Origin of the sequence: Paenibacillus sp. JDR-2, from assembly GCF_000023585.1 — a bacterium.
Taxonomy (GTDB): domain Bacteria; phylum Bacillota; class Bacilli; order Paenibacillales; family Paenibacillaceae; genus Pristimantibacillus.
The window spans coordinates 4,143,829-4,166,296 of record NC_012914.1 but is presented as its reverse complement, the minus strand read 5'-3'; the positions used below and the strand labels follow the sequence as shown (position 1 = coordinate 4,166,296).

At 52.2% G+C, this 22,468-nt stretch carries 15 protein-coding genes; 14 read left to right on the top strand and 1 reads right to left on the bottom strand.

Translation table 11 applies throughout. From position 1 onward, the window contains the following. The first annotated feature begins 3 nt into the window (after positions 1-3). Positions 4-231: an alpha/beta-type small acid-soluble spore protein gene (locus tag PJDR2_RS18355; protein WP_015845216.1), complete on the top strand. Its 228-nt coding sequence runs from the start codon at positions 4-6 to the stop codon at positions 229-231. Between the two features lie 53 nt (positions 232-284). Here the strand turns inward: PJDR2_RS18355 and PJDR2_RS18350 are convergent, their stop codons facing one another. Beyond that, complete coding sequence (locus PJDR2_RS18350) at positions 285-1,694, bottom strand: MFS transporter (protein WP_015845215.1); 1,410 nt, start codon at positions 1,692-1,694, stop codon at positions 285-287. Positions 1,695-1,878: 184 nt separating this feature from the next. Between PJDR2_RS18350 and PJDR2_RS18345 the strand changes: the two genes are divergently transcribed. The 13 genes from PJDR2_RS18345 (at position 1,879) to PJDR2_RS18285 (ending at position 22,204) form a co-directional block, all read left to right on the top strand. Further along, on the top strand, positions 1,879-2,850 hold the full coding sequence (locus PJDR2_RS18345; protein WP_015845214.1) for an AraC family transcriptional regulator: 972 nt from the start codon (positions 1,879-1,881) through the stop codon (positions 2,848-2,850). 119 nt (positions 2,851-2,969) lie between these two features. Further along, positions 2,970-4,826, top strand: a complete 1,857-nt coding sequence (locus tag PJDR2_RS18340) for a sigma-54-dependent Fis family transcriptional regulator (RefSeq protein WP_083778160.1) — start codon at positions 2,970-2,972, stop codon at positions 4,824-4,826. A gap of 107 nt (positions 4,827-4,933) precedes the next feature. Next, on the top strand, positions 4,934-5,887 hold the full coding sequence (locus tag PJDR2_RS18335) for a 2-keto-3-deoxygluconate permease (RefSeq protein ID WP_015845212.1): 954 nt from the start codon (positions 4,934-4,936) through the stop codon (positions 5,885-5,887). 18 nt (positions 5,888-5,905) lie between these two features. Beyond that, positions 5,906-7,207 (top strand): four-carbon acid sugar kinase family protein, encoded by a 1,302-nt coding sequence (locus PJDR2_RS18330; protein ID WP_015845211.1) that lies wholly within the window; start codon positions 5,906-5,908, stop codon positions 7,205-7,207. 2 nt (positions 7,208-7,209) lie between these two features. After that, a complete protein-coding gene (pdxA, locus tag PJDR2_RS18325) occupies positions 7,210-8,199 on the top strand; it encodes a 4-hydroxythreonine-4-phosphate dehydrogenase PdxA (protein WP_015845210.1) in 990 nt (329 codons plus the stop codon). 200 nt (positions 8,200-8,399) lie between these two features. Continuing rightward, positions 8,400-10,151: a histidine kinase gene (locus tag PJDR2_RS18320; RefSeq protein ID WP_015845209.1), complete on the top strand. Its 1,752-nt coding sequence runs from the start codon at positions 8,400-8,402 to the stop codon at positions 10,149-10,151. A 6-nt stretch (positions 10,152-10,157) separates the two neighbouring features. Next, a complete protein-coding gene (locus PJDR2_RS18315) occupies positions 10,158-11,774 on the top strand; it encodes a response regulator (protein ID WP_015845208.1) in 1,617 nt (538 codons plus the stop codon). Between the two features lie 77 nt (positions 11,775-11,851). Then, positions 11,852-13,378, top strand: coding sequence for an ABC transporter substrate-binding protein (locus PJDR2_RS18310; protein WP_015845207.1), 1,527 nt, complete (start codon positions 11,852-11,854; stop codon positions 13,376-13,378). A gap of 278 nt (positions 13,379-13,656) precedes the next feature. Continuing rightward, positions 13,657-14,526, top strand: a complete 870-nt coding sequence (locus tag PJDR2_RS18305; RefSeq protein WP_083778261.1) for an ABC transporter permease — start codon at positions 13,657-13,659, stop codon at positions 14,524-14,526. 15 nt (positions 14,527-14,541) lie between these two features. Continuing rightward, positions 14,542-15,426: a carbohydrate ABC transporter permease gene (locus PJDR2_RS18300; protein ID WP_015845205.1), complete on the top strand. Its 885-nt coding sequence runs from the start codon at positions 14,542-14,544 to the stop codon at positions 15,424-15,426. A gap of 42 nt (positions 15,427-15,468) precedes the next feature. Further along, positions 15,469-17,991: a glycoside hydrolase family 3 N-terminal domain-containing protein gene (locus PJDR2_RS18295; RefSeq protein ID WP_015845204.1), complete on the top strand. Its 2,523-nt coding sequence runs from the start codon at positions 15,469-15,471 to the stop codon at positions 17,989-17,991. A 14-nt stretch (positions 17,992-18,005) separates the two neighbouring features. Beyond that, positions 18,006-20,291: a beta-glucosidase gene (locus PJDR2_RS18290; RefSeq protein WP_015845203.1), complete on the top strand. Its 2,286-nt coding sequence runs from the start codon at positions 18,006-18,008 to the stop codon at positions 20,289-20,291. After that, entirely contained in the window at positions 20,288-22,204 is a 1,917-nt protein-coding gene (locus PJDR2_RS18285) for a beta-N-acetylhexosaminidase (RefSeq protein WP_015845202.1), read from the top strand. The genes PJDR2_RS18290 and PJDR2_RS18285 overlap by 4 nt, the downstream gene beginning before the upstream one ends. Positions 22,205-22,468: the final 264 nt, after the last annotated feature.

Below are 22,468 nucleotides of genomic sequence, written 5' to 3'. Positions count from 1 at the left end.
TCAATGTCTAGAAGCAACAGCAATACTTTAGTGGTACCACAAGCAGCGCAAGCTTTGGATCAAATCAAATTCGAAGTGGCTTCAGAGCTCGGTATTTCCTTATCGCGTGATGGTTACAACGGTGATATTACAACTTATAATGCCGGAAAAATCGGCGGATCGATTACTCGCCGTTTGGTTGAAATCGCTGAGCAAAGCCTCGGCGGTGCATCCGCTAACTTCCGTCGTTAGCAAATACTTAGCCAAAAAGGCTGCTTACTTGATAGGCAGCCTTTTTGCTGTTCTTATTTATTGGCTTGCAGAGCCCGTTTGCGGGTCGTCTGCCGAACGGAAGCAAAGCAGATAAACGTCACCAGCAAGGCAGAAAGGATAAAGAAGACGGATCCTAATATGGAGTTCGAGATCGCATGCGCAAATTCCGATACGGAAGGGATTTCCGCGCGAATCGAGGTATTAAACACCGTGATGAGAACCGCAAGGCCCAAGGAAGCTCCGCTTTGATGGGCGACATTGACTAGACCCGAAGCCGCACCGCTGTCTTGTGGCTGCACACCGGTAAGACCCATTGCCGTAAGCGGCTGGAATACCATTCCGGCACCGATACCCATGATAGCGAGAAGGATAAATATATTCGGAAAGAACGATGTTTGCTCAGAAACGATTCTGCTTAGCAGAAGAGTGCCGATAATCGCAATGACCAAACCGGCAGACAGCACTTTGACATTGCCAAACCGCCGAACCAGTCCCGGGATAATGTACATCATTCCGAACTGCGCAACGGTAAACGGCAGGAAGGCAAGACCTGCTTCAAAGGAGCTGAACCCAAGGGCATTTTGCAAATATTGCGGGATGAAGAAAAAGAGTGAAAAGTTCCCGCCTACCATCAGAAATCTTCCCAAGTATGCCCCGGAACGCTGGCGGTTCGCAAATAATCGCAGCGGGATAATCGGCTCTGCCGCCTTGGATTCAATAAGAACAAATACCGCCAACAGGATAATTCCGGCCGCCAGCGGAATCCAAGTTGCAGGGTTACCCCAGCCGTAATCCGCGGCTTGAACCAAACCGTAGACCAAGGATGACATGCCGATAACAGAGGTCAGCGCGCCGCCAATATCAAAGCGGCCGGATCTGATGTTTGTTGGCTGAATAAATTTGTGAACCAGGTACAGCAAAACAATTCCGATGGGTACATTAATAAACATACCGAAGCGCCAGGAGACAAAATCGGTGAAGAATCCGCCAAGAATGAGTCCGATACTTCCTCCCGCAGCCGAAACGGCACTGTACATGGATATCGCCCGGGAGCGTTCCTTCGCTTCAACAAAGGTGGCAGACAGCAAAGCCAGCGCAGCTGGCGTGGCGAGTGCGGCTGCAAACCCTTGCAGGGCTCGCGAGATAAGCAAGAATTCAGCCGTTGGCGCTATACCTGCAAAGAATGAGGTCAATGAGAACAACCCGATTCCTATGCTAAGCATTCGTCTGCGCCCCAATAAATCTCCCGCCCGGGCACCAAGCAGCAAGAAACCGCCGAAGGCGAGAATATAGCTGTTATGAACCCAAGTCAAGCTGGTTGTCGACATGTGAAGCGTCTTTCCGATTTGGGGAATGGCCGTTACCATAACGGACGCGTCAAGCACAACAATAAGCTGGCACGCGATAATAATCGTGAGAATAATCCATTTGGACTGATGCATTTGTTCATGTTCCTTTCTTGTTCCGTCTTAGTGTTCCTGAAAGCTATTATGAATGGAATCGGCGGCGCGAAGTAGATCGTTCCTGCTTAAAAGTTGCCTAAAGCTGCAATTCAGTCGTTCTTTTACTTTCCAATCGCCAAGAATGCTTATATAATCAGGAACAAGGCGGGAGGGATCAACGGATATGACGGAGCAAACAAAGGATTCCCGTTCAGCGGGAGGGAAAAGTATTTCGATTCATAAAAAAACGCTGGATCAGCTTATTGGAATGACAGAGAGGATGACGCTCGAAGAAGGGCGGAATTCAACGATCGTACCTTTCCTGTCCATCGTTAAACGCAGTCGCGATACGGTGCGGTGTCCTGGCGTATTGACACCTTCTTTTTGTCTGATTCTCCAAGGGGAGAAAAAGCTGTATCTCGGTCAGGATATCTTTCATTACAGCGCGGGGGATTACGTTGCATCTCTGCTGGATATCCCCGCTTTTGGCCAGGTTGTCGGAGCAACCGAAGAGAAGCCTTATATCGGACTGCGCGTCGATTTCACGACGCAGGAGATTGCTTCCGTCGTCGTAGAAGCTGAGATCCTTGCGGAGTCAAAAGAAAAAGATTTGACTTCCGCGGCCTTTATCGGCAAATCGGATGCCAATCTGCTGGACATCTTTTACCGGCTGCTGAAGTTAATCGACAAGCCGAAAGAAGCCCGGTTTCTGTCCGAGCTGTTGAAGAAGGAAATGATTTTTAACCTGCTGTCAGGCGATTTTGGACATTTATTTATGCAGAAAGTACTGTTTGGCCAACGGGCGGATGGGGTAGCGAAGGCGATTCATTGGATCCAGGAAAATTACACCCACTCCTTTACGGTCGAGGAGCTGGCGAAGTCATGCAATATGAGTACGTCCGGGCTTCATCATAAATTTAAAGCCATTACTACAATGGGGCCTTTGCAGTATCAGAAGCAGCTGCGTCTGCAGGAAGCGCGGCGCCTGATGCTGAGCGGTCCGGTAGGCGCAACAACAGCCGCGCTGACGGTAGGTTATGAAAGCCCGTCGCAGTTCAACCGGGAATACCGAAGACTTTTCGGCCAGCCTCCCCTTCAGGATATCAAGACGCTTCGCAAAGCGTCGGGCGGTGTGGAATTCGAGGATCCAATATAAGAAGATTACGGAAAGAAACGGAGCCGCGCGGTAAGCGGGCTCCGTTTCTTTCTGTAAGAGCCTAAATTATATTATAATGCTGACATAGTGTTTCAAACTGAAACGAATAATGAGGTGTTATGATGAAAATTAAAGTTCTGGCTATAGCCCCTTATGTAGGTTTGCGGGATTTGCTTTTGGAAATGGTGCAAGAAGAAACGATGATTCGGATGGATGTGGAAGTAGCGGATTTGGAAGAAGCGCTTCCGCTTATCCAGCAAGCCGAAGAGCGGGGCTACGACATTATTATCAGCCGCGGCGGTACGGCAAATCTGATCCGCAAGCATTCCTCGCTGCCGGTCGTGGACATTCCGGTATCCGGGTACGATATTTTGCGGGTGCTGACGCTTATCCGCCGCACGAATTCCAAGGTAGCCATTATCGGCTTCCCGAATATATGCAAGGCGGTTGCGGAGGTGTCCAGCCTGCTTGATTTTGAAATTCCGATTATCCAGATCAGCGACCAAACCGAGGTTCGCGGCGCTCTGCGGCAGGCATTTGGCGATAAGGTTCAGATCGTGCTGGGGGATGCCGTTACGGTCCGGGCCGCGCAAGAGATGGGCTATCACGGCATTCTTATTACCTCAGGCAAAGAATCGGTGGGCGATATGTTCCGGGAGGTTAGGCGCGTATACGACGTTTACCGGCAAGGCCAGGAGCAAACGATGTTTTACAGGGACATATTGGACCATGACGCCAGAGCCATTATCGCGCTTGATGACCGACACCGGATTCTGTTTATCAACCGGACGGCGGGAGAGCTGCTCGGCAGCAGCGGGAATGCGGAGGCGGACGCTCTGCCCGGCAGCAGCATTCAATATTCTTTACCGGCGCTATACAAGCTGATAAACGGAGCGGAGGAGGCGGACAATGCCGCCAAATGGTCTAAGCAGTTTCTCTATTTGAACGAGCAGCAATACAAGGTAAGCGTTAGCGAGGGCCGCAAGGAAGGAAGCTTCCGCTATCTGGTTTCGCTTGACTCAATCGAGAATTGGCGCAACGAGCGGAGATTCGCTGCCTATATTCCTCCTAGGCTTACAACGTTTAATCAAATGGTGGGCTCCAGCGTGATGCTGAATAAAACGATAGCGAAGGCGCAAAAGTATGCACTAAGCGACCGTAACCTTTGGGTTTCCGGCGAGAGGGGAACAGGCAAATCGCTATTCGCCCAAGCGATCCATTCGGGAAGCAAACGCCATGCGCAAGGCTTCTATATGATTCCGTGCGAAGGGATGACGGAGCAGGAAACCAATCTCCTGTTAAAAGGAACGGCGGAGGAGCTTGGTTTGCCCGAGACCGGGTTCGGCGGAACGATCTATCTGAACAATGTGGACAGGCTGGACCGCGGAGCGCAGGATCAATGGCTGCAGGCCATACGCCGGTACCCGCAAATCCGGTATATTGCCTCCTCCTCGACAAGCCTAACCCGACTGAAAGGGAAAGCGGACTACAACCACGAGCTAATTGCAGCGCTTGGCGAGCTTCAATTAGCGGTTCCTCCGTTAAAGGAACGCATGGAGGACATCGATGAGATCATCCGGGTCATGATTGCGAATTATAATTTTCAATCCGGCAAGCAGATCGTCGGTTTCCGCGAAACGGCACTTGATGAACTGCTGCGATACGATTGGCCGGGGAATTTGCGCGAGCTGGAGCGTGCCATTCACGAAATGCTTGTCCTTACCCAAGGCAATCATGTAGAGAAGAAGGATGCGGTGACTGTCATTGAACAATATAAAGAGTCCTTGATTGCGGATGCGGATAATGTTTCCACCACGATAGACCTGCGAGGAACGCTTGAGGAAATCGAGCGCCGGATCATTACTTACGTCTTGCAGGAGGAAGGAATGAATCAATCCAAAACCTGCAAGAGGCTCGGAATGAACCGGACAACCTTTTGGAGGAAAATGAACAAAACGTTTAATAATGAAACGTAATGAAGGTTGTTCATCGCAAAGGCTCGCTTTATAATTAGCAATGTAGCGCTTACAAATTTAACATACTGTTTCAATATGAAACAAAATGCATCTTAGGGGGACTACTTGTGAAGATTAAAGCGAGCATTGAAAAAATCCCTGGCGGTATGATGATCGTCCCATTGCTGATTGGAGCTATCATAAATACGGCTTTTCCAACGATTTCGACTTATTTTGGTTCCTTCACCGGCGCATTGATGACCGGATCGCTTCCCATGCTGGCTGTTTTTTATGTCTGTATGGGATCCACCATCGACTTTAAAGCAACGCCTTACATCGTGAAAAAAGGCGGCACCTTATTGATCACCAAAATCGGTATTGCGATGCTGGTTGGTTTTATCGCCGGAAAATTCTTAGGCAACGGCATGATTGATAACGGTTTCTTCGCCGGTCTATCCGTTCTGGCTATCGTAGCGGCCATGAATGATACAAACGGCGGTCTGTACATGGCGCTGATGGGTCAGTTCGGACGCAAGGAAGATGTAGGCGCATATTCGATCATGAGCCTTGAGTCCGGCCCGTTCCTGACCATGATTACGCTTGGCGCAGCCGGTCTCGCCGCGTTCCCGTGGCAAACGCTTGTAGGCGCTATTCTTCCGCTGGTTGTCGGCATGATTCTCGGCAATCTGGATAAAGAGCTTCGCGGTTTCCTATCAAAAGGGGTACCGGTCCTCGTTCCGTTCTTTGCCTTTGCACTTGGTGCCGGGCTTAATCTGGGCAATGTGTGGAAAGCCGGCGCGCTTGGCGTACTGCTTGGCGTTGCGGTCGTAGTCATTACCGGGTTAGCGCTGATGGGTACCGACCGGCTTACAGGCGGCAATGGCGTAGCCGGCTTGGCCGCGGCTACTACCGCGGGCAATGCCGCAGGCGTACCGGCAGCCGTCGCTGCCGCAAACTCGATCTATGTACCGCTGGTGCCTTCGGCAACCGCGCTTGTTGCTTCGAGCGTTATTGTGACGGCTATCCTTACGCCAATTGTGACCGCATGGTGGTCTAAACGTCTGGAAGCTAGAAGCAAATAAAACGACGGAGGATGCAACGTGAAACAGATATCGATTATTGCAGATGATTTAACCGGCGCATCGGACTCCGGCGTTCAATTTGCCCGGAATGGCCTAAAGACGCAGGTGCTGTTTGATTGGTCGGCCATTCCCGATGATCATTCGGAGCTGGATGTGATCGTAATCGACACGGACAGCCGCTCGATACCGGGAGAGCTGGCTTACAAGCGGGCGGCGAGTGCAGCCGCGGCGCTCAAAGATAAAGGCTTCAGCTTTATTTACAAAAAAATGGACTCTACGCTAAGAGGCAATCTGGGGCAGGAAATACGCGGAGTTATGGACAGCTTTGGCTTTGCTGCCGCTTTTATTGCGCCTGCTTTTCCAAGAATCGGCCGGACGACCGTTGGAGGAGTTCATTATTTGAACGGTACGCCGATTCACGAAACCGAGATGGCGAGAGATCCGAAGACACCGGTTCCGGATTCCCGTGTCGCCTATGTTTTGCAGGAGCAATCCGGCCTTGCCAGCGTAAACGTAGAGCTTGCATTGTTACGCAAAGGTCCGGAGGCGGTTCGCCAATTTATCGAAGAACAACTTCGTCACACCGTAAAGCTGTTTGTGTTCGATGCGGAGACGGATGAGGATCTTGCCATTATTGCCGCGCTTATGCCGGTATTCCAATCCGGCGTTTTGTGGGGAGGCTCGGCCGGCTTGGCGGAGTTCCTGATTACGCCGGATCCGACGAGATCCGCCGAACGATACGAAAAACAATCTGCGGAAGGTGCCGTCATTCTCGTAGCGGGAAGCATATCGGCTATTACCCGGGAACAAGTTGCGGAGGTTAACCGGCAGGCTAATGTCGCCGCTTTGGAGATGGATCCGCTTGCGGCAATCGGACCGGTGGAAGAGCGGGAGCGCGAAATCGCCAGGTGTGCGGCTGAGCTGCAGCTTGCGATCGCAACGGGGAAAGATATTTCGCTGCACGCCGGTTCTTCTCCCGAGCAAGTCCGCGCAGCCAAGGAAAAGGGAGCCGCGCTAGGACTAGATTCCTCGGATGTCTCCAACCGGATTGCGGATACCCTTGGTCAGATTACAAGCCAGGTTGCGGCAAGCAGCTCCGTACAAGGTCTCGTGCTGACCGGCGGCGATACAGCCAAAGCCGTATGCCGGTATTTAGGCGTCAGCGGTTTTGAACTTCATCATGAGGTGGAGCCGGGTATCCCGTACGGAACTTTGGTTGGGGGCTCCAGATTGCCGGCAATTACGAAAGCAGGGGCGTTCGGCCGTAAAGGATCGTTATGGCATGCCATGCAGCATATACGAGAAGGAAGAGGGGAATAACAATGAAAGCGATTATTGGGATCACAATGGGAGACGGCGCAGGCGTCGGCCCCGAGATTATTATGAAAGCTCTTGGCGATAACAAGGTATACGAGGACAGCAATCCGTTTGTGATCGGCGATGCCAAGATCTTAGAGCGTGCGGCCCGAGTCGTAAACAGCGAGCTCAAGGTTCGTCCTATTGCTTCAGTAACGGAAGCGCAATACGAATACGGCACGGTGGATTGCCTTGATCTGAATCTGCTGCCCGCCGACCTGCCGTTTGGACAAGTGTCTCCGGAAGCGGGTCATGCCGCGTTTATGTACTTGAAGACAGCCATTGAGCTGGCGAACGAAGGGCTGATCGACGGCATCTGCACGGCGCCGCTGAACAAAGAAGCGCTGCATAAGGGCGGCCATATTTATCCGGGTCATACGGAGATTCTGGCCGATCTGACGGAGACGCAGGATTTTGCGATGATGCTCTCCGCTCCAAAGCTGAAGGTTATTCACGTGACCACGCATGTAGGGATAATCGATGCAGTAAGAATGATCGAGCCGGAACGTGTCTACAAGGTGATCCAAATGGCTCACCAGACGCTTCGGAAAGCCGGTTATGCGGAACCTCGCATCGCGGTTTGCGGCATTAATCCTCATGCGGGCGAGAACGGGCTGTTCGGCTACGGCGAAGAGGAGCAGAAGGTAATCCCAGGCGTTCAGCGGGCGCAGCGGGAAGGCATTAACGTGCAAGGACCTCTGCCGGCGGATACTTTGTTCTTCCGTACGACGCGAGGCGACTTTGATATCGTTGTAGCCATGTACCACGATCAGGGACACGGTCCGGTGAAGGTGCTTGGCTTGGAAGCTGGCGTGAACATTACCGTCGGCCTGCCGATTATCCGCACAAGCGTCGATCACGGGACGGCCTTCGATATTGCAGGCAAAGGCATCGCGGACGACCAAAGCATTAAGGAAGCGCTCCGCCAAGCGGTAGAGCTTGCGCCAAAGCGCTAATCTCGTAACGATATTATGATAAAGCCCAGGTCCGGATCTTCTCAGGACTTGGGCTTTTTGGCATGCGCGCAGGTCGGGAAAGAGCAAAAGAGTAGTCGGCAAAGGCATAGACCATACTAAATGCGATCAAGTAAGATGAAGAGTGACGGCAGAATCGGGTGAAAGCCGCTATGATGAGGAACTTCGATCGGAGGGCCCGAATGTTCAAACGTTTAAAAGCTATTCCGTGGAATTCGATTCCGGTCAAGCTGGTGCTTGGCCTTTTAGGTATTACCTTGCCTTTAATCGCGCTTCTTCTCTATAACAATTCATATAGCATGAACGTCGTTCATAGTCAGGTAGCGGCGTCGAACAAAAGCTTAATCGATATTTATATGAATCAGACGGATGGGCAGCTGACCGAGGTAGAGAGACATCTGGCCGGTCTAACCTCAACGGATCTCAATGTGCAGGACATGGGCGATGCGAGGACGGAAGACGATTTCGTTCTGGCCAAAACCGCGGTCTACCGCAAGCTGACTTCGGACCTGTCGATTTACCCTTATATTGACGGTTTTTATGTCTATTCCTTAATCCATCATGAAGGCGTTGAGGCGTACAAAGGCAACTTGTCCTACCCTCAGCTGACCCATATCCGCCAAGCGCTTGCGGACAGGGTGACCGAACTGACGCAGAAATCGCAATACCGGAACGTTGAGTGGAAGATCATGCAGCTGGACGGAGAGTCGTACCTCGTTCGTCTTATGCGTGACGGCGATCTTTTTGTCGGAGCTTGGGTGAAGGCGTCAACCGTGCTGCAGCCGCTGCGCGGAATGCGTACCGGCAACACCGGAGCCGTACTCCTCGTTGATGACAAGGGGAGCATTTTGGCTGCGACAAGAGATCTCTCGAGCGAAAAACTGAACTTCTCGGATGGGTTTCAGAGCTATTATTTATCCGGTCAGGAGGACAAGTTCTTAATAGTGGGCGAATCCTCGGCAAAAGGAAGCTTTAGCCTCGCGGCCGCTATTCCGGATGAGTCTATTTTGGAGAATCTCCCTTATCTGACCAAAGCGTCCGCCGTCGTGATTTTATTGGCCTTGCTTATGCTGCCGCTTAGCTTTCTGATTTTGCGCAAGGTGATTTTGCAGCCTCTCAGCAAGATGGTCAGCGCGATGAGAATGATCGGGAAGGGCAACTTTACCATCCGGATTGACGCCGCCAAGGCACCTGATGAGATTCAGCTGGTTAACCAGACCTTTAATACGATGATCTCCAAGATTGAAGAGCTTAAAATTCATGTGTATGAAGAGCAGCTTAGCAAACAAAGGGCGGAGCTTAAACAACTGCAGCTGCAAATCAATCCGCATTTTTTCATGAACTCGTTAAACATTTTGTACAATCTGGCGCAGGTAAAGCAATTTGAACCGATTCAGGAAATGACGATGCATCTCGTGCTTTATTTTCGATACCTGTTTCAAAGCTCTCATCCCCTTGTACCGCTTAAGAATGAGTTGAGTCATATTCGGCACTATTTGCGAATTCAGCAAATGCGGTTTCCGGATACCTTTTCTTGCGAGGTGGACATTCCGTCTTATTTGGAGACAACGGCTATTCCTCCGCTTCTTCTGCAGACGGTGGTAGAGAACTCCGTAAAGCATGCGGTTAAGCCTGGAGAACCGATTAAGCTGATTATAGAAGCGGAACTTGACGACTTGGCAGAGGAGCCGATGGTCGTCGTTACGGTAAGGGATACCGGCGAAGGTTATTCGGAGGCAGCCCTTTCCCGTTTGCGTCAAGGAAAGATCTATACGGATGAGGCCGGCGAGCATATCGGTCTATGGAATATTAGAGAAAGATTGAAGCTGCAATTCGGCGACAAGGCATGGATGGATTGCTACAACGATGACCCGCAAGGAGCGGTTACCGAGATTGCGATTCCTCTACATGCAAGCCAGGAGCAAAAGGAGTGAAAGGGTATGCGTCAGCTGCTTATTGTGGATGATGAACCGATCGCGGTAGAAGGTCTGAAATCCGGCGTTGACTGGCCATCGATCGGTATCTCCCGGGTTATGACGGCTTATAATGCCGATCAGGCTATGGAGGTTTTCGGCCGGGAGCGGGTTGATATCTTGCTATGCGATATCGAAATGCCGAAGGCTTCCGGGCTTCAGCTTCTGGAGTGGGTGAGAAGCCATTGGTCCGGGACGGAAACGATATTTCTTACCTGTCATGCCGATTTCCAGTATGCGAAACAAGCGATTCAGCTGGGTAGTCTCGATTATCTGCTGAAGCCGATTCCTTATGACGAGCTTAAGGCTGTCGTGGAGAAAGCGATCCGCAAAATGGACAAGGAGCAGCATATGAGCGAATTCAGCCAATTCGGCAAATTTTGGCTGCAGCATCAGCCGATGCTGGTAGAGCGGTTCTGGCTGGATGTGCTGGGTCAGGCTATTCCGGCTTTGCCGCGGGCGATTAACACGGCAGCGCAGGAACGCAACATTCCGTATTCCGACAAGCTTGTTTTCCTGCCCATTCTATTGCGAGTCCGCCGTTGGTATAAGGAGTATTCGCTCAGGGATAAGAAGACGATGGAGTATGCGCTGCGCAAAGCCGCAGAAGAAGTAATGATGCGGCGGCAGGATAGCGGCCTGCTTATTGCCACGGGTGACGATGCGATGCTGCTCGTGTTGAACGGCGGCAAAGAGGCCTCGGAGCCAGCGGTGCTGAAAGCGTTATGCGAATCTTATATCTCGGCTTGCCGCGATTATTTCATGTGCGACGTGTCCTGCTATGTCGGAGAGAAAGTTCGGGGGCATGAGATGGCCGCGGCCTATCAGCGCTTGCAGCGGATGGATGCCGATAATGTGGCTTCGGACAACTGCGTTGTTTTTCTTGGAGATCGGACAGGCACGGCTTCTCCGCAAACGCTCCCCGATATGGGGATGTGGGGGATCATGCTGAAGGAAGGGGCAAGGGAAAAAGTGATCGCGGAAGCAGAGAGCTTCATCGGTCAGCAGGTCGATGCGGGCCGGCTTACGCCTCAGCTTCTAGCGCTGTTTATACAGGATTTTCAGCAGATGGTTCATTATGTTCTGCAGATTAAAGGGATCCAGGCACATCAACTGCTTAGCGACAGCCTTTCGGTTGAACGCTTTGCCCGAGCAGGCAGGTCGGCGAAGGATGCGCTTATCTGGATTCGTCATATCGTAGGCAAATCGCTTGATTACATGAACTCGCTTGAGCATTCGCCAAGTGTCGTCGAACAAGCGAAAACTTATATTCATCAGCATCTAGCCGAGGAAATCTCCAGAGAAGATATTGCAAGCCATGTGTATCTGAACCCGGATTATTTGACCCGGATCTTCAAGCGCGAGACCGGGATGTCGATCTCGGATTATTTGCTGCAGCAGCGTCTTCGTATTGCCGCCGAGCTGCTAGCGAATACGGATTTGGCGGTCAGCGCGGTGGCGAGCCGGATTGGTTACGCAAACTTTTCGCATTTCTCCCGCATTTTCAAAAAATATATGGGCATTAATCCGCTGGAATATCGGCAGTCGCAGGAAAGTCGTCAAAGTGACAGCGTGAAGTCGTAAGAACAGCAGAGGGTGAAGCGTAGTCATTTTACAATATAGACAGCTTCACGAAAATGTATTTAGCGGGGGGAACCAAAATGAAAAAGTCTTTGGCCGTAACTTCGGCGCTGCTTCTTGCGATCTCGCTGACCTTGTCGGCATGCGGCGGCAATAACGGAAACGGCGGCAGTAACGGATCCGAAAACACGGGGAGTAAAGCGTCTTCGGCGCCAAGCGGCAAGATCGATGAGCTCACGATCGCTTTTCCGGGAACGTCGCCACAGGATTTGAAGCTGGTTGAGGATGCGATTAACAAGATTACCGAACAAAAGATCCAGGCGAGAGTCCATTTGACTTCCATCAGCGGGGGAGAATGGGTGCAGCAGACGAATTTGATGCTGACCAGCAACGAGAAGCTGGATTTGATGTTTGTCTCGGGCGCTTTGTACAACAGCATGGTGTCGAAAGAACAGCTTGTTCCGCTCGACGAACTGCTGGACAAATACGGGGAAGGCATTAAGACTGCAGTCGGAGAAGGTTATTTGAGCGCAGCCAAAGTGAAAAATCAGACCTACGCGATTCCAAGCGTGCGGGATATGGCAGCCTATTACGGTGTCACCATGCGCAAGGATCTCGTTGATAAATATCACATTGATACAGCCTCGATCAAGACGCTGAATGACCTCGACAATGTGCTGAAAACGGTAAAAGACGGAGAAGGCTTTGCTCCGCTTATTCCTTCCGGTGCCGGACAGACCTATCTGGAGAATTATCTGTTCTATGACCGTCTTGGCGACGGCATCGGCGTTCTGCCGGGTTACGATAACGGCCTGAAGGTAGTCAACCTTTATGAAACGCAGGAATACAAGGATCTCTTGACCAGACTTCGCGATTGGTACCAGAAGGGCTATATTATGAAGGATGCCGGCACCAATAAGACAACGCCTTGGGAGCTGATTAAGTCCAATAAAGGGTTTGCGTATTTAGCGGGCATGAAGCCCGGCTTCGCCGAGCAGGAATCGCAAGCGGCAGGTACGCCGCTCGTCGCGACCGAACTGTTGCCGGCTGTTGCCATGACCAGCACGGTTACCGGCGCGATGTGGGGAATCCCGGTAAACACGAAGCTGGAGGATAAAGCGATGCAATTCCTCAACCTGATGTATTCGGACAAGGAAATCGTCAATTTGCTCGACTGGGGAATTGAAGGCACTCATTACGTGAAATCGCAGGACGGGGATAATGTCATTGAATATCCGGCAGGCGTTGACGCGACGACAACCGGCTACAACATGCCGTATGGCTGGATGTTTGGCAATCAGTTCCTGTCGTATGTGATGAAGGGCAACGATCCGGCGATCTGGAGTAAAATGGAGGAATTCAACAAAGCGGCGAAACGTTCCAAAGCGCTGGGCTTTGGCTTTGATCCGACACCGGTGAAAACGGAGTACGCCGCCGTGTCCAACGTGATTACGCAATACGAAATGCCGCTGGAGACAGGCAGCGTGGATCCGGAGAAGGTGCTGCCGGAATTCATCTCCAAGCTGAAGGCTGCGGGGATCGACAAGATTATCGCCGAGAAGCAAAAACAGCTGTATGCATGGGCTCAGGCTAACACTGCGCAATAATGACGGCATGGCTTTAGTCAGGCTGCAACCGACCAAACTCGTTTTGGTCGGTTTTTTGCGTTTTGCATAGCTTTGCGAGAAGGACTAATAAGGACGAATGAAGGTCGGTAAAACGCAAGACGGAAGTCGTTCGCGCGGTAGAGGGGGGAGTCCTAAATTCATTACCATAAGGATACAACCCGGCATTAAGCCGAACGAGAAAGGGGAGAGAAGCGGTGACTACCATCACGCATCGCGGCAAAAGAAGAAGCCTTCGCCGGTTCATACCGCTGTACATCATGCTTCTGCCGGGGCTTGCTTACCTGGCCGTCAACAATTACATGCCGTTATTCGGCTTGTCGATTGCTTTCAAGGACATTAACTTCCGCAAGGGGCTGTGGCACAGCGACTGGATTGGATTCCGGAACTTCGAATACCTGTTCAAAACAAGCGACGCTTGGCTCATTACGCGCAATACCTTGCTTTACAATGTCGTATTTATTGTGCTTGGACTTGCGTTAGCGGTCGCGATTGCGATCCTGCTGAACGAGATCCGCAGCCGATTCGCATCGCGTCTATACCAGAGCGTGATTATCCTGCCGTTCCTTATTTCGATCATTCTGGTCAGCTATCTCGTCTATGCGATGCTCAGCATCGATACGGGATTCATTAACAAGACCATTCTTCCCGCGTTAGGCATGGAACCCATCAATTGGTATAACGAACCGAAATATTGGCCGTATATCCTGACGATTGTCCATCTGTGGAAGGGGGCGGGCTACTCCTGCATCGTCTTCCTGGCGGCCATCATCGGCATTGATCCGGAATACTACGAAGCGGCGAAGCTGGACGGAGCCTCCAAGTGGCTGCAAATCCGCAAGATTACGATCCCGATGATCACGCCGGTCATCATTATGCTGACGTTGCTTGGCATCGGCCGGATCTTCTACTCGGACTTCGGCTTGTTCTATCAGGTGCCGATGAACTCGGGAGCCTTGTTCTCCACAACAAACGTTATCGACACGTATGTGTTCCGCGGGTTAATGCAGCTTGGCGATATCGGGATGTCCGCCGCGGCGGGATTTTATCAGTCCCTGGTTGGATTCGTGCTTGTCCTCGTCTCCAATCTGGTTGTCCGCAAAATCAACAAAGAGAACGCGTTGTTCTAGAAAGGAGCCCTTGTTATGGATAAAGAAAACCGGATCTGGCAGTGGTCCGCGCATATCATCATGATCGTTCTTTCAATCGCTTGCGTACTGCCTTTTATCCTGCTGTTCATGGCGTCTATTACCGATGAATCAACGATCGTAAAGGAAGGCTATACGCTTTTCCCGTCGGCCTTCAGCTTTGAAGCTTATGAATACCTGTGGAAGCAATCGAGCCAAATTTTCCACGCTTACGGCGTTACCGTCCTGGTTACGGTGATCGGAACGTTGGCGAGTCTGATCATCACTTCGCTGCTGGCCTACCCGCTGTCGCGCAAGGATTTGCCGGGAGGCCAGACGATTGCGTTTATCGTCTTTTTCACGCTGCTGTTTAACGGGGGACTTGTTCCGACTTATCTGATCTATACGCAGGTCTTTCATTTGAAAAATACGTTGTTTGCGCTGCTGATCCCGTGGCTGCTTATGAACGGCTTTAACGTGCTGTTGATGCGTACCTTCTTCTCCACGACCATCCCGACGGCCATGCTGGAGTCGGCTTCGATTGACGGAGCCGGAGAATTCAAGACTTATTTCAGGATCATTTTGCCGCTGTCGATGCCAATCCTCGCTACGGTCGGGATGTTTCAGGCGCTTGGCTATTGGAATGATTGGAACAACGGGCTTGTGTTCGTAACGAATCCTGACTTATTCAGTCTGCAAAACGTACTCAACCGGATCATGAGCGATATTCAGTTCCTGACCACGAACAGCCGGATGGGAACCAGCCAGGCTTTGGCGCAGCTGCCAAGCGAGACGTTCCGCATGGCGATTGCGGTCATCGGCGTTATTCCGATTCTGCTTGTTTACCCGTTTTTCCAAAAATATTTCGTAAAAGGGATGACGATTGGCGCCGTGAAGGGCTGATTAAGACCGGCTCCATAGAGCTTGAAGGGAGAAGAAAGAACCATGATTGGATTATGGCATGCTTTTGTAGAAACGCCGAGGCTGAAGCTGAAGCTGCAATTTAAAATAGCAAAGAAAGCGAATTATACGCTCGATATCGCGATGGAGCCAATCCCTTTGCCCATTCGAATGGAGACGGTTGAGGCAGGGGAAGGAAGCCTGCGTGGAACCGGATATGCATTCTGGAAGCCGGATGAACAGGTAAAGGTGGAGCTGGCTTTCGAAGAGGCGGCATTCACCGGGTCCTTGTACATTCCGTTGTTTGGTTCGTTTGCGCTGCAGGGCGAGAAGGGGCGGGGGCCATTCTTGTCGGAGGCGTTAGCGGAAACGGTGAAGCCTTACCGCAAGGGCAAAGTGGCTGGCCGTACGGATGAGGAGATGGCAGCTGCGGTTGAGCTACTACTCGGAAAGCTGTCGCTAGAGGATAAGATCGGTCAAATGTGCCAGTGCATGGCTTCCAACTTCTCGTTTGGCGGAACGGTCAAGTCCGATCCTCCGGAGAAGCTGATCGCCGAAGGACGGGCAGGCTCGGTATTAGGCGCGTTTGACGTCAACCGGGTGTTCGAGCTGCAAAAGATTGCGGTGGAGCAGTCGCCGCATAAGATACCGCTATTCTTCAACGGCGATATTATTCACGGAGCGCAAACGATCTTTCCGGTTCCGCTTGCCTGGTCCTGCAGCTGGGATACGGAAGCGATCCGGGAAGCCTGCGCGATCTCGGCTAAGGAAGCAAGTGCTTCCGGCATTATGTACAACCATGGCCCAATGATCGATATCTCCCGGGAACCCCGCTGGGGACGTGTCGTTGAAGGCGCGGGAGAAGATCCGTACCTGGGTTCGTTGATCGCGAAAGCACAGGTAGAAGGTTACCAGGGTCATTCCCTTCAGGATGAGGAGACGATTATCGCTTGCCTGAAGCATTTTGTCGGCTATGGCGCGGCCGAGGGAGGACGGGATTACAATACGGTTGATTTCTCGGAAGGGACGCTGCGGAATTTGTATTTGCCGCCGTTCCGGGCGGGAATAGAAGCCGGCGCGGGTTCGGTCATGAACGCTTTCAATATATATCAAGGTATTCCGGTAGCCGCAAGCTCTCATTTGCTGAAGGAGCTGCTTAGGGATGAGCTTGGCTTTGAAGGTATTCTGATCTCCGACTACGGCGCGGTGGACGAGATCGTGGAACACGGCTATGCCAAAGATGCCAAAGAAGCGGCAATGCATACGGTGAACGCCACTATGGACATCGAGATGGTGACCCGTTCCTTCGATTATATACCGGAGCTTATCCGCGAAGGAAAGCTGTCGGAGTCGCAGCTCGATGAGGCGGTGCGACGGATATTAATCCTTAAGTACAAGACCGGTCTGATGGATGACCCGTTCCGTTATATTCGTCCGGAGCAAGAGATCGCTTGTCACTTTAGCGAAGCGCATTTGCAGGCGAGCAGAGAGCTGGCCCGAAAATCGATTGTATTGCTGAAGAACGACGGAGTGCTGCCGCTTGCGAAGGAGACGGGCAAAATCGCGTTGATTGGACCGTTCGCCGACAGCAAAGACTTGCTTGGCCCTTGGCAATTTTCCCGGTATGGCCATGAGACGGTGACCCTGTACGAAGGGCTGCGGGAGAAAGGCATCTTGGAAGAAAACTTGTTGTTTGCTGCCGGTTCCGGAGTAAATGCTCCCCTTGAAGGGGGAATTAAGGCTGCGGTGGAACAAGCCGATCAAGCCGATCTTGTCATTCTGGCTCTTGGAGAGAGCAGCGATATGTCGGGCGAAGCGGCCTCACGAATGAGCCTCGAGCTGCCGGAAGCTCAGCTTCGTCTCGCAGACGCGGTGATTGGAACCGGCAAGCCGGTTGTGCTTGTGCTGACAAACGGCCGTCCGCTTGTTCTGACCGGATTCGAGGATAGGGTAAACGCGATTCTGGAAACGTGGTTCCTAGGTTCGCAGGCAGGACATGCCATTGCGGATGTGCTTGCGGGAGACTACAACCCGACCGGCAGACTGACCATGAGCTTCCCGGTACACACCGGACAGGTTCCGGTTTATTACAATCATTTCCGCACCGGCCGTCCGCTTACGGAAGCGAATGCGGCCGAGAAATTCATCAGCAAATATTTGGATGGTCCCAATGAGCCGCTTTATCCGTTTGGATACGGACTTAGCTATACAAGATTCGAATACGGGGAAGTAGCTTTGGACCGGAATGAAATGAAGCTAGGGGAAAGCCTTCGGGCCAGCGTTGCGGTTGCCAATGCCGGGAATCGCGCGGGGGAGGAAACAGTGCAGCTGTATATCCAGGATGTCTATGGCAGCGTGGTCCGTCCGATCAAGGAATTGAAGAGGTTTGCCAAAGTATCACTTGAAGCGGGAGAAACTCGGGAAATCGTATTCGAGATCGACTGTTCGGATCTTGCTTTCTGGTCGCCGAATAACGGCTATAAGGCCGAACCCGGTGAATTCCGCATTATGATTGGGCCTAACAGCCGGGATGTGCGGACAGCCCGGATGGAATTAATCGAACCGTGAGGGAGAGGTATCAGATGAGTCACGAACGAGATATAAAAGCGCTGGTCGCGCAAATGACATTGGAAGAGAAAGCGAGTATGTGTTCCGGTTCGGATACCTGGCATACCCGAGGAATTGAACGCCTAGGCATTCCGTCCGTTATGGTAACGGACGGCCCGCACGGTCTTCGCAAGCAGCGCGCGTCCGCGGATCATTTGGGACTATTCGACAGCGTCCCGGCCACTTGCTTCCCGTCGGCAGCCGGTGTTGCAAGCTCGTGGAACCGCGAGCTGATTCGGCGCATGGGCGAAGCGCTTGGCCGCGAATGCCAGGCGGAGGAAGTCGCGGTTCTGCTTGGGCCGGGAGTGAATATCAAGCGCTCCCCGCTCTGCGGACGCAACTTCGAATATTTTTCCGAGGATCCGTATTTGTCCGGCGAGATGGCGGCAAATCATATCCTTGGCGTGCAGAGCCAAGGGGTGGGGACTTCGCTGAAGCATTTCGCAGCTAACAATCAGGAGCACCGCCGCATGACCTCCGACTCGATTGTAGACGAGCGGACGCTGCGCGAAATTTATTTGGCAAGCTTTGAGGGCGCCGTGAAGAAGGCTCAGCCTTGGACGGTGATGTGCGCGTACAACAAAGTGAACGGAGAGTTCGCGTCCGAGAATCAAGAGCTGCTCACGGCTATTCTGAAGGATGAATGGGGTCACGAGGGTTTCGTGGTATCGGACTGGGGAGCTGTCAATGAACGCGCCAAAGGACTTGCTGTAGGACTTGAACTCGAAATGCCGGCCAGCCATGGGGAAGGTCAGCAGCAGATTATAGATGCTGTTCAAAGCTGGGAATTGGCTGAGGCCAAGCTTGACGAAGCCGTTGAGCGGTTGTTGAATATTGTGTTCCGTGCCGTTGACCACAGGCGTCCGGATACGGTTGTCGATCCGGAAGAGCATCATCAGCTGGCTCGCGAAATTGCCCGTGAGAGCATGGTGCTGCTGAAAAATGAAGACAGTATATTGCCGCTCGCCAAAGCCGGTAGAATTGCCGTCATTGGAGCCATGGCCCAAGAGCCTCGTTATCAGGGAAGCGGAAGCTCTCAGATCAAGCCGACCCGGCTTGAGGATATTAGCGAGGAGCTTGCGAAGTCAGCGGGGGACACCGCAACGCTTAGGTTTGCGAAGGGCTATGAGCTGAATGGCGAAGAGCCGGATGAATCGCTTGCGGCAGAAGCCATTGAGCTGGCGAAGGGTTCGGACATTGCCGTTCTGTTCGCGGGGCTTCCCAGCCGCTATGAATCCGAAGGCTTTGACCGCAAGCATTTGCGGATGCCTGCCAATCAGGCTGCGCTTATCGAAGCCGTTGGCAAGGCGCAGCCGAATCTCGTCGTTGTCCTTAGCAACGGAGCGCCAATCGAGATGCCGTGGCTCGGCAGCGCAAAAGGCGTGCTGGAAGCATACTTGGGCGGGCAGGCATTAGGCGGCGCAATTGCCGATCTGTTATTTGGCGACGCCAATCCTTCCGGTCGGCTGGCTGAGACGTTCCCCGTACAGCTGAGTGACAATCCGTCCTATCTGTTCTTCCCTGGCGAAGGGGATAAGGTTGAGTACCGGGAAGGGATATTTGTTGGCTACCGCTATTACGACAAGAAAAAGATTAAGCCGTTATTTCCGTTTGGCCACGGTCTAAGCTATACGTCCTTTGAATATTCGGAGCTTGCCGTGGATAAAGAAACGTTGAACGATAACGACATTCTGCATGTTTCCGTAAAAGTGACCAACACCGGCGGGCTGGCTGGGATGGAAGTCGTTCAGCTGTACGTGCGGGACAAGCAAAGTACGGTTATCCGTCCGGACAAGGAACTGAAAGGATTCGATAAGATCAGGCTGGAGCCAGGCGAATCCAAGATCGTATCGTTTGAGCTGGATAAGCGAAGTTTTGCTTATTATGACGAGGCCCTGCATGACTGGAACGTGGAAACTGGCGAATTTGAGCTGCTGATTGGCCGTTCGTCGCAGGCTATCGTATTGACTGGCGCCGTGACCGTGCATTCGACGGCAACTCGCCCGATGATGCTCCATCGCAATTCCACCTTGTCGGAAATCAGCCAAAGCCCATTGGGACAAAAAATCGTCAAGCAGCTCATCGCGAATCTCCCTTTCTCTGCCGGACTCGCGGATGAGCATGCCGCAATGCTGAGGGCATTTATGGAGCATATGCCGCTTCGCGGACTTCTGTCATTCAGTGGAGGCAAGTTCACGGAAGCGGGACTAGCGACGATCCTGCAGCAGCTGAATGACCAAGATCAGGAGGTGACTGCATGATAACGCCAGTGTATCTTTATCCTCAACCTCGAATTTACAAGGCTGGCGGAGAAAGCTCGCCGGCTGCCGTCCGGTTTGCTGTGCGTTCCGTCGAACAGGAAGCGGCACGGATGGCAGAGAAGCTGGACGTTGCGAATCGGCTTGCTGCTCATTTGGCGGCTAAGGGTTCAACGGCCCTTCCCGCAACTCCGATCATCATCGAGCATCATTCGGGATTGCATCCGCAAGGCTATGTGCTCGAATGGAGCTCGAATGGGCTCCGGCTTGCGGCAAGCACGGCACAAGGATTGAATTATGCCATCCTTACAGCCGGTCAGATGATGGATGCGCAGCGAGGGGAATGGGTGCATTGCCTGATCGAGGACGAACCGGATTTCCCGGTCCGCGGAGTTATGCTGGACATCGGCCGGAACAAGATCCCCAAGATGGATACCTTGTTTGCCTGCGTTGACCGCATATCCGAATTGAAATTCAACCATCTTCAGCTTTATATGGAGGGATACAGCTTCCATTACGAAAAATACAGCGCCTTATTCCCGGATGCAACGCCTTTGACGGCAGCGGAATACCGGGAGTTGGACGCTTACGCGGCAGAACGTTTTGTTGATCTTGTTCCGAGCCAGAACTGTCTCGGCCATATGTGGCCTTGGCTGTCAAAGCCGGAGCTCCGGGATTTGGCCGAGCATCCGGATGGGATGCCGACGCCGCTGCCGTTCAAGCTTCCGCCTACAACCATGAATCCGGCAGATAAGAGGTCAACAGCGCTAGCTAAGGATCTGTTCGACGAGCTTCTGCCAAACTTCTCTTCCGAATATGTCAATTTGAATATGGACGAACCGTTTGGGCTAGGCACCGGCGCAAGCAAAGAGCGGGCTGAGAAGATTGGCGTCGGCAGGCTTTACATGGAGTTTGCGGAGCAGATGTTTGCTATCGCGCGTTCCCATGGCAAAAAGCCGATGATGTGGGGGGATGTGCTTATGCATCATCCGGAGCTGGTCAACGATCTGTCCGATGATGTTACGGTGCTGCATTGGAACTATGATGCTCCGATTCCTTATGAGCCGCATTGCAGAAGGCTGCAGGAGCATAACATCCGGTATTATGTCTGCCCTGGAACAAGCGGCTGGTCTTCCATCGCAGGCCGTACGGACAATATGCTAGGCAATATAGCCGACGCGGGCAAAAACGGGAAAGCGTATGGCGCTTCCGGTCTTATCGTCGCCGATTGGGGAGACGGCGGTCATTGGCAGGTACCGGCCGTCAGTTACCCGGGTTATGCTTACGCAGCCGGTACCAGCTGGCAGTTAAACGCCAACCTGGATCAATGGGATGCGCTTAAGCATCATGTCTCGCTCAGGATGCTGCATGATCGTAGCGGAATCGGCGGGGAATTGCTGATGACGCTTGGGCGATATTATCTTTTAGAGAGATGTACGATAGAAAATGCCACGTATACCAATTATTTGATTAATCACGGATTGTCCTCCCAAGAGACTTTGGAGAGAGATACAAAGCTGCTTCCTCGCATTGCGAAGCTTCTGGGAGGCGCCGGAACCCCATTCGAGCTGGATTACCGTTACTCGGAGATGAAAGATTGGTTTTCCGAGCGCCGCAAGGAGATGGAAGCGCTGGAGCTCTTTGGCGCAGATTCGGTGCTTGTGAAGGATGAACTCTTAAATACGTTGCGATTGATAGAGCAAGGCGCCGGACTCCACAGGTACATTTATCAACAGGAGCTGGCGGATCCTGCGGCCAAGTTAGATTGGCTAAAGTACCTGCATGCGGAGCTTCACACGGCTATGGACGAATTCAATCGTCTATGGCTGGTCCGTAACCGCGAAGGCGGTCTAGCCGAGAGTACCGCAGCTTTCCGTAAACTGCTCAAGCAATATGAGGAACAGCTTGAGCAATAAAGTTAGAGAACAAAAGGGACATCAGCCGATGTCCCTTTGTTCTTTTTTTTACCTTCAAGAGAAAGCAGTATAGGATAAAACAAATAAAACAATTTGTTATAAAAGACATAGTAACTTTTACTTTAACATGACAAATAGGTTGTAATATATTGGGATGTGTGGAGGCGAAAGCTTAGAGGGGATTGATCGCGGTTCATCGATTGCAGAGGCAGATGCAATAGGGGTAATACAAGAGACAAGAAGTCAGAAAGAAGAGGCAGGGGA

What these genes read in the sequence shown, in the direction of transcription:
- PJDR2_RS18355 (WP_015845216.1), top strand. Translation starts at nt 4, where the DNA reads ATGTCTAGAAGCAACAGCAATACTTTAGTGGTACCACAAGCAGCGCAA.
- PJDR2_RS18350 (WP_015845215.1), bottom strand. Translation starts at nt 1,694, where the DNA reads ATGCATCAGTCCAAATGGATTATTCTCACGATTATTATCGCGTGCCAG.
- PJDR2_RS18345 (WP_015845214.1), top strand. Translation starts at nt 1,879, where the DNA reads ATGACGGAGCAAACAAAGGATTCCCGTTCAGCGGGAGGGAAAAGTATT.
- PJDR2_RS18340 (WP_083778160.1), top strand. Translation starts at nt 2,970, where the DNA reads ATGATGAAAATTAAAGTTCTGGCTATAGCCCCTTATGTAGGTTTGCGG.
- pdxA (WP_015845210.1), top strand. Translation starts at nt 7,210, where the DNA reads ATGAAAGCGATTATTGGGATCACAATGGGAGACGGCGCAGGCGTCGGC.
- PJDR2_RS18320 (WP_015845209.1), top strand. Translation starts at nt 8,400, where the DNA reads ATGTTCAAACGTTTAAAAGCTATTCCGTGGAATTCGATTCCGGTCAAG.
- PJDR2_RS18315 (WP_015845208.1), top strand. Translation starts at nt 10,158, where the DNA reads ATGCGTCAGCTGCTTATTGTGGATGATGAACCGATCGCGGTAGAAGGT.
- PJDR2_RS18310 (WP_015845207.1), top strand. Translation starts at nt 11,852, where the DNA reads ATGAAAAAGTCTTTGGCCGTAACTTCGGCGCTGCTTCTTGCGATCTCG.
- PJDR2_RS18305 (WP_083778261.1), top strand. Translation starts at nt 13,657, where the DNA reads ATGCTTCTGCCGGGGCTTGCTTACCTGGCCGTCAACAATTACATGCCG.
- PJDR2_RS18300 (WP_015845205.1), top strand. Translation starts at nt 14,542, where the DNA reads ATGGATAAAGAAAACCGGATCTGGCAGTGGTCCGCGCATATCATCATG.
- PJDR2_RS18295 (WP_015845204.1), top strand. Translation starts at nt 15,469, where the DNA reads ATGATTGGATTATGGCATGCTTTTGTAGAAACGCCGAGGCTGAAGCTG.
- PJDR2_RS18290 (WP_015845203.1), top strand. Translation starts at nt 18,006, where the DNA reads ATGAGTCACGAACGAGATATAAAAGCGCTGGTCGCGCAAATGACATTG.
- PJDR2_RS18285 (WP_015845202.1), top strand. Translation starts at nt 20,288, where the DNA reads ATGATAACGCCAGTGTATCTTTATCCTCAACCTCGAATTTACAAGGCT.